We start from the raw sequence: 13,408 nt of genomic DNA on the forward strand, positions 1-13,408 counted from the left end.
CAGCAAGCTGCAAAGCATCCATTTGCAGGTTCAGATTCTGGTCATCTGTTGAAATTCGGGCATAACCTATTAACATACTTTGAACCCTTAACAAGTACATATACTCGTTACTTAACAGGGTATGTTGACTTTGATATAATTACCGAGTTTCGTTACTAAACTTGATTCGGTTTCTGGTTTGCAATCTGGGTGGTCATAACAGTTAAAAAAACGACCGTTTATTTGACCTTATAGTTGCAATTAATTCTGGTTCAAATTTTAATATATTTTTGTAAAGTTGAAGCAGTTTTTAAGTAAACTCCCAAACTCCTGTTTGACAGGACTTTGGCTTAGTTGCAAATAATCCTGGTTGAAACCGATGATTGCAGGTTGGTTGCAGTTAATCCTGGCTCAGTTGCAATTAATCCTGGTTGAAGTGTAATTATAGTTGCAAATAATCCTGGTTTGGAAATGCGTTGATTGCAGGTTTGAGTGATTAGTATTGCAGGTTATTACAGCTAAGAAATATACGTTTAATGCCCAATTTCACTATGTCTGGGACTGCGGTGAAGGACAAACCGTCAATCGGGTACTCAAAAAACTGGGCTTGGATCAGGAAGTGACCTTTGAGCGGTATGACCCAAATGGCTTTGATCACATGCGAATGCCAGGCTATGCGATGAATATTCCTTCGGAGTCAGAAGAACTGATCCAGCGATTGTCTGCTTTGTTTCCTGCTCATTGCGATCGCATTCGCCAATTCGTCAACGAAGTGGAAAAGACTGGTGCAGGCTTGAAAAAACTCGCTCCGCCGCTCAAGCCAACTGAACTACTCAGCCATGCAAGTGAAATATTCTGTACCATCCAGCATCTCAACAGCACACTTCAGGATGTATTTGACAAGTTTCAGCTACCCCAAGCCGCCCAAACCCTATTAGCCCTGCAATGGCTTGATTTTTTGCTGCCTCCAAATCAACTCTCCTTCTATGCTTGGGTTATATTGTTCCGAGGCTATCAAGCAGGCGCATTTTACCCAACCCAGCATTTTGAGCATGTGATTAATTCGTTGGTCAGTGTCATCGAATCGCATGGAGGACAGGTGCTACTCAACCATGAAGTCACGAATTTTAGAGTCACAGACAGAACGGTTACGGGAGTTCAGGCGATGGATCTCACCACCCATCAAACCCATGAATTTACAGGTGATACTGTGATTTGCAATATTGACCCCAAAAAAGCCGCCAAAATGATTGGTGAGGAAAAGTTCTCCAAAACTGTACGCCGAAAACTCAATTATGAATATTCGGCATCTAACTTCATGGCTTATTGTGTCGTCAAAGATATCGACCTCCGAGACTATGGATTTGGCAAGTGGAATCTCTCGCATACTGGGCATCACGATCTAAATGAAGCTTTCGCGCAGATGTACGATCGCCATGACTTTTCTAATCCTAGTTTTGCCATCACAACGCCCACTTTACTTACAGAAGCGGGTCGGGACTGCCCAGAGGACTGCCAGATTGTCGAATTCCTCACCGTTGCTAATTACGACTATTTCAAGCAATTACGGGAGAGCGACCATAAAGCTTACAGCCAGAAAAAACAAGAAATCTTAGACTCCATCCTGGATGTCGTGGAAGAACACTATGTGCCAAATTTTAGAAAACACATGGTTTTTCATATCACGGGCAGCCCTACTACCAATGAGCGTTTTTGCTGGTGTCCCAATGGAAATTCCTACGGCTCCAGTCTGACACCGCGCAATATGGGTATGGGGCGACTGAATCACGAAACCTCCCTTAACCATTTTTATTTCTGCAATGCCTCATCGGGCTATCCGGGCTTTGCCCCCACATTTTGGACAGGGGCATTGCTCTATCAACGATTATCGGGCGACGTGCTTTTAGGCAATGGCTAAACAGGCGATGTCTACGACGGGCGTAGCTGCGGCACATTATCCATTTCATAAACTTAGAGGTAAATTATGAGAATCGCTGTTATTGGTGGCGGAGGCAGTGGGATGGCTACAGCTTACCTGCTTGATAAAGAAGGGCATCATGTCACCGTGTTTGAGCGGCAGCCCATGTTGGGAGGGCATATTCAGACACTGAACAAAAACGTGAAGCCGAACCAAGCCGATTGCGATGAAATTTTGGAAAGTGGGGTGCTCGAATTTCCAACTGTGTTTTACAACTTTATCGCGCTGATGCAAGAGCTAGGGATAGAATTAGAACCCGTCGATATTGGTTCAGCAATGTTTCTCAAAGATGGCAGCCACTTTCTATCGGCAGTCACCATCGAGAAAAACTTCGCAGGTATCCACGGGCTGATCGAACAGTTACGCCTCGATACCATCTATGCCCGTTCCGCTGGATTATGGCTGAGAACGCGATTTGCTAACTTGCAAAATTTGTCCAATCGTCCGCTGTCGGAATATTTGGAAGGCTCCGGTAGCCGCGATACCTGGCTGAAGTTGGTGGTTATGTATAGCTATTCAATCCCATTTGAACTGATTGATGATTTTCCAGCAGAGTTGGCAATCCCTACTTTACGTGACTATCTCGCGGTCAACTGGGTCAGGGTTAAAGGCGGCGTGTATTCTTACATTGAAAAAATCCTGGCGCGATTTAAAGGCGAGATTTTGCTGAATGTAGAAATTGACCATATTTCCAGAAGCCCGGATGCTGTAAAAATTGTGCGATCAATGGGTGAAATTCTGGAGTTTGATAAAGTCGTGTTTGCTACGCCCCCTGACCAGGTAATGGCGCTGTTAGCAGATCCAACCGATACTGAAACCAAACGGTTTTATGCCTGGAAAGCCAACCATGCAACGACCTTAGTTCATAGAGATATTTCTATGTACGCCCGACATGGCATTACACAACCCTCAGAGTTTGATTACTTCCAAAAGCCAGACAGTCGCTGGGGCTATAACAGCTGCCTAAATCAGCTTTGCGGTATCTCGTCGCCACAGCATAATTTTTTATCATTCCAACTAGAGGAGTTGATTGCACCCGATCGCATCATTCACATTCAGAAACACCACACCCCAATGTATACCACTGAATCCTTTCGATACCGAGATGAAGTAGTTGCCACTAACGGCGAGAACAACACCTACCATGCCGGAGCCTACCTAGGGGATGGCTTACATGAAGGAGCGATCGCCTCTGCCTTTCGAGTCGCTCAACTCATCGGTTAAGCTTTGATTCTAGCTCCTTGATCAAACAAAAAAGTTTCAAGCAAGCTGAAGAAAGTGTTGTAAGTAAATCCTCTCAATGCCTACAACAGCTAAATGCTTAGATGTCTGGCTTCAGTCGTTTTACCAGGTTCTGGTTTTTTATATTTTCACAAAATCAGGAGAGAATGCCATATTTGGATTGCTATTAGGACTTGCACTGGTTGCGATCGCCGTATTCTGGTTTCAATGACGCGATCAACTGAGAAAACTGTAAAAAAGTAAGTAGATTTAATACTGATCGTAACCCGAAAGCAACCACTGTCCTCAAAACTCTACCTGTGCCTAATTTCAGCTATTCCAAGCATTTGACCAGAATAATCAAAAATTTTCTACACACCTCTTGACTCTCCAGCCAACAGGAGGATTCAAGATGAAGATAGTTATTAGTCAATGCCATTTGGTAATCAGGAGTATAATGGAAAATACTACACTTAAGCTACGCGGCATGAGTTGCGCCTCATGTGCCAGAAGCATTGAAGACGCAATTAGTTCTGTGCCCGGTGTCAACGAATGTATCGTGAATTTTGGGGCAGAACAGGCAACTATTCAGTATGACCCTAGAAGAACTGATTTAGAAGTTATTCAAGAGGCAGTGGATGCAGCAGGTTACTCTGCTTACCCCTTGCAAGAACAAAACCTGATGGCAGGAGAAGATGATGCTGAGAAAAAACATCGTTTAAAAGAATCCCGCGATTTAAAAGCAAAGGTGACGGTGGGAGGCATAATTGGCACTGTGTTGCTCATTGGTTCATTGCCAATGATGACGGGATTAAACTTACTCTTTATTCCTGTGTGGTTGCACAATCCTTGGGTACAGTTGATACTAACTACCCCGGTACAGTTTTGGTGTGGTTACTCTTTCTACGTCAATGCCTGGAAAGCTTTAAAGCGCCATGTTGCCACAATGGATACTTTGATTACCTTAGGTACAAGTGCGGCGTATTTCTATTCGCTTTTTGCCACTTTATTTCCCAGCTTTTTCGTCAATCAGGGTTTAATGCCAGATGTATATTATGAAACTGCTACTGTCGTTATTACCCTAATTCTACTAGGACGGTTGTTTGAAAATCGCGCTAGAGGACAAACTTCGTCAGCTATCCGTAAGCTCATCGGGTTGCAAGCTAAAACAGCCCGTTTGATTCGCAATGGACGAGAAATTGATGTTCCGATTGCAGAAGTGCAAATTGGAGATGTGGTACTGGTTCGTCCTGGTGAGAAAATTCCCGTTGACGGGGAAGTAGTTGAGGGGACTTCCACAATTGATGAAGCGATGGTGACAGGGGAAAGTTTACCTGTCAAAAAGCAATTAGGTGATGAAGTGATTGGAGCCACCATCAACAAAACTGGAAGTTTCAAGTTTCGAGCAACACGAGTTGGAAGTGACACCGTGCTAGCGCAGATTGTCCAATTAGTCCAGCAAGCTCAAGGTTCTAAAGCCCCAATTCAAAGATTAGCAGACTCTGTAACCGGATGGTTTGTACCTGCGGTGATTGCGATCGCTCTACTCACTTTCATTATCTGGTTCAATTTCATGGGCAACATTACCCTAGCACTGCTGACTACAGTTGGAGTGTTAATTATCGCTTGTCCTTGTGCGTTGGGTTTAGCGACACCAACTTCTGTGATGGTAGGAACTGGTAAAGGTGCAGAAAATGGTATTTTAATTAAAGGTGCCGAAAGTCTAGAATTGGCACACAAAATTCAAACAATTGTGCTAGACAAAACTGGAACCATCACTCAAGGTAAACCAACAGTTACGGATTTTGTCACAGTCAACGGTACTGCCAATGGGAACGAAATCAAGTTGGTGCAACTAGCAGCATCTGTAGAACGTAATTCCGAGCATCCCCTAGCAGAAGCAGTTGTGAGATACGCTGAATCTCAAGAAGTAGAGACGCGATATATCGCGTCTGTTAGAGATTTTGAGGCAGTTGCAGGTAGCGGTGTACAAGGTATAGTTTCCGCTCGTCTGGTGCAAATTGGTACGCAACGCTGGATGGAAGAATTGGGCATTGACACAATAGCTTTGCAGCAAGATAAAGAGCGTTTGGAGTATTTGGGCAAAACAGCGATTTGGATTGCGGTTGACGGAAAAATTCAAGGATTAATGGGCATTGCTGATGCAATTAAACCGACTTCCGTACAAGCAATTCGCGCTTTGCAAAAACTGGGTTTAGAGGTAGTGATGCTCACAGGAGACAATCAACGCACCGCAGAAGCGATCGCGAATGAGGTTGGTATCAAGCGCATCTTAGCTGAAGTCCGCCCCGACCAAAAGGCTGCTACAGTAAAGAAACTACAATCAAAAGGGCATATTGTGGCAATGGTTGGTGATGGGATCAATGATGCACCAGCTTTAGCACAAGCCGATGTGGGAATGGCAATTGGAACGGGGACAGATGTAGCGATCGCGGCTAGTGACATCACACTTATTTCTGGTGATTTACGAAGCATCGTTACTGCGATTCAATTAAGCCGCGCTACAATTCGCAACATCCGGCAAAATTTATTTTTCGCTTTTATTTACAACGTTGCCGGAATCCCGATTGCTGCTGGTATTCTCTTCCCCATTTTCGGTTGGTTGCTTAACCCCATTATCGCAGGTGCTGCAATGGCTCTTTCCTCGCTCTCAGTGGTTACGAATGCCCTACGTTTGCGTAACTTCAAAGCCAAAGCGATCGTATAAGGAGGCAGCAAATGTTTATTAAAAAGGCAGTTGTTGGCAGTTTAGTCAGTCTTGGATTTGCGTTTGGGGTCGTGGAAGGAAAAGCAGATTCCCAGATGACTCATTCCATGCCAAGCAGCGAAAATTCACAAACAAACCAATTCCACCGCATCGAGCAACCTCTGTGGCTAAAAGGTGCAGTTACAGCAGGAGGTTTGGGATTAATCGGACTGGAGATATGGTGGTTTCTACTTAGCAAACCCAAGTCGGAAAAAGCAGAAACTCATCAAGGCATTCAAGAAGTTACCATTACCGTAGATGGAGGCTATGAACCAAGTAGAGTAGTGGTCAATGCGGGTCAACCAGTCCGACTTAATTTTCTACGTCACGACCCTAGTGGCTGTTTAGAACAAGTTATGTTGCCTGATTTTCATATTGCTTCATATTTAGAACTCAATCAAGTCACTCCAATTGAATTTACACCTCAACAACCCGGTCAATACACTTTTGCTTGTGGTATGAATATGTTTCGCGGTGTGGTGGAAGTCAGGTAATGGGCACTGATAAAGTTTCGGGATGCAGTTTTCTGTTGACTCTCTAGTTAGCTGGAGAGTTTAGAATAATGTTAGGGGTTTTATCTAACCAAGGAGCATCTGAGTATGTTAGTTCAAGAAAAGTCAAAACTCATTGGTTCAGTTGCCAAGGAAAGTGGCGTCTCAATTAAAACTATTCGCTACTATGATGAGCTAGGTTTACTTAAAGTTTCCGGTAGAACTGAGGGTGGATTTAGGCTGTTTGACTCCGATGTTTTGGCTCGCTTGCACTTTATCAAACGTGCCCAAAGTCTTGGGTTAAGCTTATCAGAAATCAAAGATTTTTTGGATGTTCATGATGGGGGTGAATTACCATGCGAACACATAAAACCGAAACTGCAAGATAAGCTGATAGCAATTGATGAACAAATTCGGCAACTATTCATTCTTAGACAAGAGTTACAAGGATTACTTTTGGATTGGGATACAATACCTGAAAGCTCTGAACAAACAATTTGTCCTATATTGAACGAACTTAAATAGTTAAGGTAGTAAATTTATTTTTTTCAACACATCAACCTATTAAATAAAGTTGATGTGTTAATTTTTTTTCAATAGCCAGTTATGAATAAATTAGTTATTTTTTTATTTTACCCCTTGACTCTCCTGTAGGCTGGAGAATTTAAACTAATTTTAGGTTGAGTAAATTCATCATATATCTACTCAACTATCTTCAGGAAAATATTCGTTTTAGATGAGGAAGTCAATGCTATGACATTGCAAATTACGGTTCCGAAACTGGCTTGTTCCGCTTGCGTGAATAGTGTTACCCAAGCAATTAAAACAATTGATTCTAGTGCCATTATTGAAGGTAATCCAAAAAAAAATGTTAGAATTGAAACTCAAGCATCAGAGACAGCGATTAAAGAAGCAATAGCTGCTGTAGGCTAACCACCTGTTTAGACATTTGAGATTGTTCTACTGTCGGCAGTTAACATTTTGTTAGCTGCTGATAGTTAAATACTTATCTTTGAATTGAAGTTTATTAGTTGTTTTAGACATAAAAATGTAAAGAACTTTGTCAGAAGTTTAGTTATAAATAAATAAAGGAAAATTAATGAATCGCTTTATTACTGCAATTGCGATATGACTACCACCTTAGTGCTAGCTCAAAGTTGCTCATTTAATTTGGGTTCTACCGATCCCTTTATGATAATTGAACCCTAACCAGGCTGAAAGCCTTGTCCTGCTAAGATTGTGGTGAGTTTGTGAAAAAAGCTTTATAGGGAAATACTTTCAGACTTTTAAATACTATTTTGCATGTATGAGTACGACAGAGCCATAATTTGTTACTTTACAGGTAGTATAATTTTTATAGATTTGATAAACTTAATTCCGGGACATAAAGCTCTACCCAATCAATTTTCCCAATTGAATTGTAGCGATTCGAGCTTTCAAAACAGACATATTACTTTCATCAATGCTGAAATTAAAAACCATTACTCTCTGCGGATGGGGGTTATACTGGCATATATAGTCTTCAACTACTTTTGAAGCGCAAATCACATCAAATTGTGACAAAAGTTGAGGACTTTGCTCAAGACTCTTTAATTCTATTGTTTGAAAACTTATATGGGAAATGCCAGCCTGCACTAGAATCCGTTTCATATCCTCGCTATCAGTTTCTGAACTACTAACAAGTAGTACCTTTGTGTTACGAGGTTTTGACGAAATTTGTGTCAGAAGTTGTATATCTGGCTTGAGATTGATGGAAATTACTTCCTGTTCAGGAGCCGTTAATTGAATAACCTCCCATTGATGTTGCGCTGTCGTAATCACAAGGTCAGCAGCTAATATTTCTTGTAATGTGTTTGGCTTACTAGGATTTAGGTCTGATAAACGAAGAAATGATAAAGGAATTTTTATTTCTGATTTAATGGCTTCATATATATCTGCGCTCTGATGCGAACATCCAACAAATACTAACTTTAAGGAAGTAGAGGAATACCGATTTAACATTACTGCTTGTGCATAGGCAGCAGCACCGAATTCAGATGCAGATAATCCGATTATTGCCGCAGCACTAAAGGCTTGACCTAATAAATTGTAGAACTGTTTGTTAGTAATAATATTTCGTACAACTTGGGTATTAGCGACGAAAGTTCCTTTACCTCTTTGGGCTATTAGATAGTCGGAAGATATTAAATCGTTATAGACTGCTGCAAGGGTATTGTGATTGACACCTACTTGTTTGGCTAATTGAGTAACAGTTGGTAAAGCATCACCTGGGTGTAACTCTCCCATAGCAATTAATAGTTTAATTTGTTCAGCAATCTGGGCATTAATTGTTATCGGTGCTGAAGAATTGACAACAATAGGAAGGAAATCCGGAACAGGCATTATCATCTATCTCGATAGGCAAAACTTATTGTACATATTTTTGGATAATTTTAATTAGGTAAGTTAAACATTATAAGAAAGCATTTAATAAAATTAATATCTAGAAATTTACAAGTATTGGATACTTACAAGAAGTTACTGAACTTTCGAGCAGATTATTTGCCAATCGTGATTCAGCAATACAAGAAAACATCCAGAGTCTTCCTACATATTTTTCTTCTAACCATTGCGGCTGCGAATGTCGCTCAAATATTCGACCATCCTTTAATTGAATAGTGTCATGAATCTCCAAATGCTGCTGCATGTATATCTGCTGAACCTCTTTAAAAAAGCTTTTGGGATATTCAAATTGTTTAGAAACGAACTTCAACACTTCCTCATCGTGTCGTGACATATAATGGTGTTGGGAAATACTCCACAAATCTAAAAAATTTCGATTTAGGCTTACCATCGTCCTATTACTATCGACTACGAGAATACCAGCTGCATTAGGTTGGATTTTACCTTTATTTAAGCAATTCATAAAATACGTATAAAAAATTACTAAATATTAGACAATCTCCGCTCAGAAATGGTCGCAAATTCTTGCTTAATTCAGTTGTATCGCATGGCAAGGCTGCAAACGATACCTTACCATACTTGTGTCCAAAGTATTCTAACCAATTATATTGGCTGGATAACTAATTTTAACTCACATTGACTTCCATTAAGTAGAATTGCTTATCGATTAAATAAAATACATCCTGAGATTGCTGTCAATACCGACAATATTTAGGTAACAACACTTAGCAGTTTTCAATAGAACTCTGTTCGTTAAGATTCTTTATACTACTTGACTAGTTTTGTTATACCAATATACTATAAATAGCTGGTGTTTACAAATTTCACCAAACTAGAATACAAAATTGAGTGTACATAAGGGGAATTTTACCAATGCAGTGGTTGTTAAGTTTAGCAGAAGAATATCGAAATCATCTTCAAGATGGACATTTTTATAAAGAACTGGCTTTATCTTCAAAGCCGGAGGACATTAGAGGCTGGATTCGCCAGTTATATTACCAATCCCGCGACTTTACTTCAGCGTTATCTCTGCGCTACGCCATGTGTCGTGACGAAAATTTCCAAGGTTGTTTTGCTCTACATGCGATGGAGGAAGTAGATCACTGCGAACAGCTAATTGGTTGGATGCACAAACACGGCTTTCTAGAGTCGGACGAGAGTCCAACCAGCGTACCAGCTACGTTAGAAACAATTGCTGTTTCAGCTTATTGTTTTCGCTCTGTTCTACGTGAGTCGAGCGCACATCAAGTAATCGCACTAAATTTAATTTCGGAAGGAGTATCTTATGACTTCTTCTCCAAAGTGAACCTAAAACTTGAAGCGCTGGGTCTGAAAGTGGGACGCTATTGGCAAGTTCATAAAGAAATTGACCGCCAACACCTGGCAATGGGGCTGGATTTGATTCCTCAATGCGCTCCCGACTCGCCTCTGGGTAAGACCTACGCTAGAATTGCTTGGGAAATGGCGACTTTGTACGGTCGGATGCTTGACTCTTGGACTGGTATTTCAAAACACCAGAATGTTGAACCCTCTATTTTGCCTGATAAGTCTATTCAAGGGAGTTCAATAAGTCGTGAACTAGCTGTGCGTTAGTAAAAATAACAAACATGGACACCAAACAGTTAGACCAAACAAATTAAAGACGATGCCTGACGACAAAATAAGTGCGCGTCTACGCATCTTACAGCCAGCTGTTTTACCTAATCTAATAAAAAGTTGATGAACCTAAACTGCTACTGCATTTCTTTGTTTCAGGAATCGTCCTACACTTCTAGGGGAAATATTTGGTACAATGCCCAGCCTGACAGCCTCATCAGCTATTTGCTTACTTTCCCTATATCCCGGCAGTTCTATAATTTCCTTATGCCCAAAAACTTCTTTAGCTTTTGCTAAAGCCAGAATTTGGCTTACCTGTTCTTCGCTAAAAAGATTAGGCATTCCTGAACGAGATTTGTCACTCAAAAACTCAACCACTATTTCCTGTAGCTCCAAATCCTCTAACCCCTGTTTTTCTGCATCTAATAATTCAGGAGCAGCATTTATCCATCTCTCTTTCCACACTCTAACCTGATTCCTATCCATCCCTACCTGTTCGCCAATTTTTGAATTGACGGTCATGGAAGTTGCAGCCAGTATCACCTGTGCCCGCTTTGCCAATTTTACAGAACTGCTAGGCAAGGTTGCAATTTGTTGGAGTACCGCTTTTTGTTTATCAGTTAAAGATATGGTTTTTGCTTTAGAAGACATGAAAAACTCCTTAACACCCGGCTTCTACAGGATTTCTTGCGTTTTTAACTTAGTTGTAACTAAATTATTAAATCGCTGGAAATTCCTGCCGAAAATTAAGATAAATGGTATACTTGATATTGTTATTATTCTAGCATAAAAGCAACAAAGACTCGTGTTCTAAGCACGAGTCTTTGTAAAGGACAATCACCCGTTACCAGCGGGATAACTGCTCAGTCGTTTTGAGTCACTGATTAGTTTCACACCTAGACAGTGACTTGTTTAGCGAAATAAAGCTCATCAGTCTTGTTGATTGATGAAGCCCTTTTCGCTGTTCTGATTTAACTAACTTAACTTCCCCCATAATACTATGTTCTTAGCTCAACGTGCAAATCGACTCTCCAAGAAACAGCAAATGTCGATTTTTCGGAAAAACTTTACAAAATTTGACAATGCTAAAGAGCCTCTTTTTAGAAGCAAGGTAACGCAGCATTATGTGATTTTTTATTTAAAGTGTATAATTCAATACATTTTAAAATATTTGCATCATATTTATCTTTATTATTTATTTTGGCAACGAGAACCAAGTATAAGTCGCAGCAAAGCTACACCACCAATATTTAGAGTCTTGGTGTTCAGTTAGCACCTCCACAAAATGTATGCGCTTATCATAGCTTCCCCAAACAAGAACTTAGTCAGTATTTTCCAAACAATTAGTATTTTGTTTTACAGAATAATGTTGTATTATTTTGCTCACTTTCAAAGTAAGCAAACTTACGCAAACTTTGAAATACTTTCTGAGTAAACGTTTTGAGCGATGGTCAAAGACCCGCCTTCTGGAGCGAGACGCTTGCGCGGTTTTCATGCGCGTTCGCGTTGGCGGAGCCTCTCGAAGAGAAGCGTCTCGAAGAGAAGCGCTGTACGACGATCGCCTACATTTTATTTCATTGCTCTTAAAACCCTTCTAAGCCAGTAAGAGTCCATTCTTCGTTGTGTTTGACGTATGCCGTTGAAATATGTCTGGGTACAAATATGCGCCATTTCGATGATAGTCGGGTTGTTCATCTGACCCCAGGTGAATTGGTCATTCACCCAAAGTTAATAGAAATTTACGGTGAAAACGAGGATCGTCCTGCTTTGGAAAAAAGTATTTCTGAAAAAGGAATTCTTGAATCTTTGAAGGTATCTGCGCGCACTGGTGTAAATCTTGTTTTGGCGGGTAAGTGTCGGTTGCAGATAGCCCGCAAGCTTGAAATTACAAGAGTGAAGGTGGAATTTGTTGAGTCTACTTCAAAAGAAGAAGATTTGAGGCTGGTACTAGATTTTAATCTACATCGGGAAGTAAAAACTCATTACCAGAAATTTCACGAAGGACAGTATTGGGAGTCTGTACTTAAGCCGAAAGCGAAAGAGCGCCAGCGCTTGGGTGCTAAGTATGCTCGTCAACCCTTGCTTTTGTCAAATTTGACAAAAGCAGATGATGAGAGATTTTCTCAACAACAGTCCAGAATAGATGTTCGTAAAACTGTTTCTAGTAAGTTGGATTTGAGTGGTGGAAGCTATTCAAAAGGCAAAAAAGTATTTGAGTTTATTTCTCAATTGCAAGAATTTGGAAAACTTAAAGCGGCGGCGGCGTTGGAAAAAGAGTTTAACCGGAGTATTGATGCAGCTTACAAGTTTGTTTGTAACCAAGATATCTACAACCAAGTGATAGACCGTATTGAAGCAGGTGAAATCGGTAGTGTGGGTGATGGAATTGCGTGGGTGCTCTGTGGCGATCGCAATCCGTTTCGTAGTTTTAAGCTTGATCAGGTTTATTTATTTAGCGAGCGGGTGCGGCCTGAGTTGGAAATTGTGGGACGTGTTATTGGCATAAAGAATGAATTTGTCGTGTTTGGATTTAGAAATTTGGCGAACATGACCCTCGAAGTTGTCAATTTGCGTCCTCGGCAGATTGATGCCCAATTGCAAAACGAGCCATCCGCTCAACAGAGGAAGAGGATATTTTGCTTGATTGATAAGTTTGCTGGTGTTTTTCCGATTCAGGTTTCTTTAGCAGAAATGTTGAAACTTCCAAATTTGACCGACTCTGAGGAGTGCGTGTTGCGAATGTATGAATCCGATTTATATGAAAAGAATTTGGAGGATTATAGCGCAGAAATGAAAGCTTTGGAAAATCTTGCGTTCCACAAAGATAAGATTTTCGCCGCTTGACACTCCCTGACCGTCGCGGACAGGGATTCTTGATTCAACGAGTCCACTTAGGTTAGACCCCTTGCGGTATCTAATCCAGAGGTGGTTCTC

12 protein-coding genes are annotated in these 13,408 nt (G+C 40.9%); 9 read left to right on the forward strand and 3 right to left on the reverse strand.

Annotation, left to right across the window (positions count from 1 at the left end; genetic code table 11):
* The first annotated feature begins 481 nt into the window (after positions 1-481).
* From TOL9009_RS37820 to TOL9009_RS0103235, 7 genes are all read left to right on the forward strand, one after another.
* Positions 482-1,897: a phytoene desaturase family protein gene (locus TOL9009_RS37820; protein ID WP_144238134.1), complete on the forward strand. Its 1,416-nt coding sequence runs from the start codon at positions 482-484 to the stop codon at positions 1,895-1,897.
* Positions 1,898-1,963: 66 nt separating this feature from the next.
* Positions 1,964-3,181 carry an FAD-dependent oxidoreductase gene (locus TOL9009_RS0103210; RefSeq protein WP_029631123.1) on the forward strand — a complete coding sequence of 406 codons (1,218 nt, stop codon included), beginning with the start codon at positions 1,964-1,966 and terminating at the stop codon, positions 3,179-3,181.
* A gap of 76 nt (positions 3,182-3,257) precedes the next feature.
* Positions 3,258-3,410: a hypothetical protein gene (locus TOL9009_RS46825; RefSeq protein ID WP_186227465.1), complete on the forward strand. Its 153-nt coding sequence runs from the start codon at positions 3,258-3,260 to the stop codon at positions 3,408-3,410.
* A 225-nt stretch (positions 3,411-3,635) separates the two neighbouring features.
* Entirely contained in the window at positions 3,636-5,906 is a 2,271-nt protein-coding gene (locus TOL9009_RS0103220; protein ID WP_084763095.1) for a heavy metal translocating P-type ATPase, read from the forward strand.
* Between the two features lie 11 nt (positions 5,907-5,917).
* The gene (locus TOL9009_RS0103225) at positions 5,918-6,439 is read left to right on the forward strand and encodes a cupredoxin domain-containing protein (RefSeq protein WP_029631127.1); all 522 of its coding nucleotides are present in this window, start codon (positions 5,918-5,920) and stop codon (positions 6,437-6,439) included.
* A 105-nt stretch (positions 6,440-6,544) separates the two neighbouring features.
* Positions 6,545-6,961 carry a heavy metal-responsive transcriptional regulator gene (locus TOL9009_RS0103230; protein WP_029631129.1) on the forward strand — a complete coding sequence of 139 codons (417 nt, stop codon included), beginning with the start codon at positions 6,545-6,547 and terminating at the stop codon, positions 6,959-6,961.
* A 228-nt stretch (positions 6,962-7,189) separates the two neighbouring features.
* Positions 7,190-7,369, forward strand: coding sequence for a heavy-metal-associated domain-containing protein (locus TOL9009_RS0103235; RefSeq protein WP_029631131.1), 180 nt, complete (start codon positions 7,190-7,192; stop codon positions 7,367-7,369).
* A gap of 459 nt (positions 7,370-7,828) precedes the next feature.
* Here the strand turns inward: TOL9009_RS0103235 and TOL9009_RS0103240 are convergent, their stop codons facing one another.
* Together TOL9009_RS0103240 and TOL9009_RS37825 are read right to left on the reverse strand one after the other, a co-directional pair.
* Positions 7,829-8,818: a GntR family transcriptional regulator gene (locus TOL9009_RS0103240; RefSeq protein WP_038295908.1), complete on the reverse strand. Its 990-nt coding sequence runs from the start codon at positions 8,816-8,818 to the stop codon at positions 7,829-7,831.
* Positions 8,819-8,918: 100 nt separating this feature from the next.
* Positions 8,919-9,341, reverse strand: a complete 423-nt coding sequence (locus TOL9009_RS37825; RefSeq protein ID WP_063628671.1) for a hypothetical protein — start codon at positions 9,339-9,341, stop codon at positions 8,919-8,921.
* A gap of 410 nt (positions 9,342-9,751) precedes the next feature.
* Between TOL9009_RS37825 and TOL9009_RS37830 the strand changes: the two genes are divergently transcribed.
* Positions 9,752-10,471, forward strand: a complete 720-nt coding sequence (locus tag TOL9009_RS37830; protein WP_063628672.1) for an iron-containing redox enzyme family protein — start codon at positions 9,752-9,754, stop codon at positions 10,469-10,471.
* A 132-nt stretch (positions 10,472-10,603) separates the two neighbouring features.
* On the opposite strand, the gene TOL9009_RS0103255 is transcribed toward TOL9009_RS37830, so the two are convergent.
* Complete coding sequence (locus TOL9009_RS0103255; protein ID WP_029631134.1) at positions 10,604-11,125, reverse strand: helix-turn-helix domain-containing protein; 522 nt, start codon at positions 11,123-11,125, stop codon at positions 10,604-10,606.
* A gap of 1,011 nt (positions 11,126-12,136) precedes the next feature.
* Between TOL9009_RS0103255 and TOL9009_RS0103260 the strand changes: the two genes are divergently transcribed.
* On the forward strand, positions 12,137-13,318 hold the full coding sequence (locus tag TOL9009_RS0103260; RefSeq protein WP_029631136.1) for a ParB N-terminal domain-containing protein: 1,182 nt from the start codon (positions 12,137-12,139) through the stop codon (positions 13,316-13,318).
* Positions 13,319-13,408 lie beyond the last annotated feature (90 nt).

It is taken from the genome of [Scytonema hofmanni] UTEX 2349 (assembly GCF_000582685.1).
Classification (GTDB): Bacteria; Cyanobacteriota; Cyanobacteriia; order Cyanobacteriales; family Nostocaceae; genus Hassallia; species Hassallia hofmanni.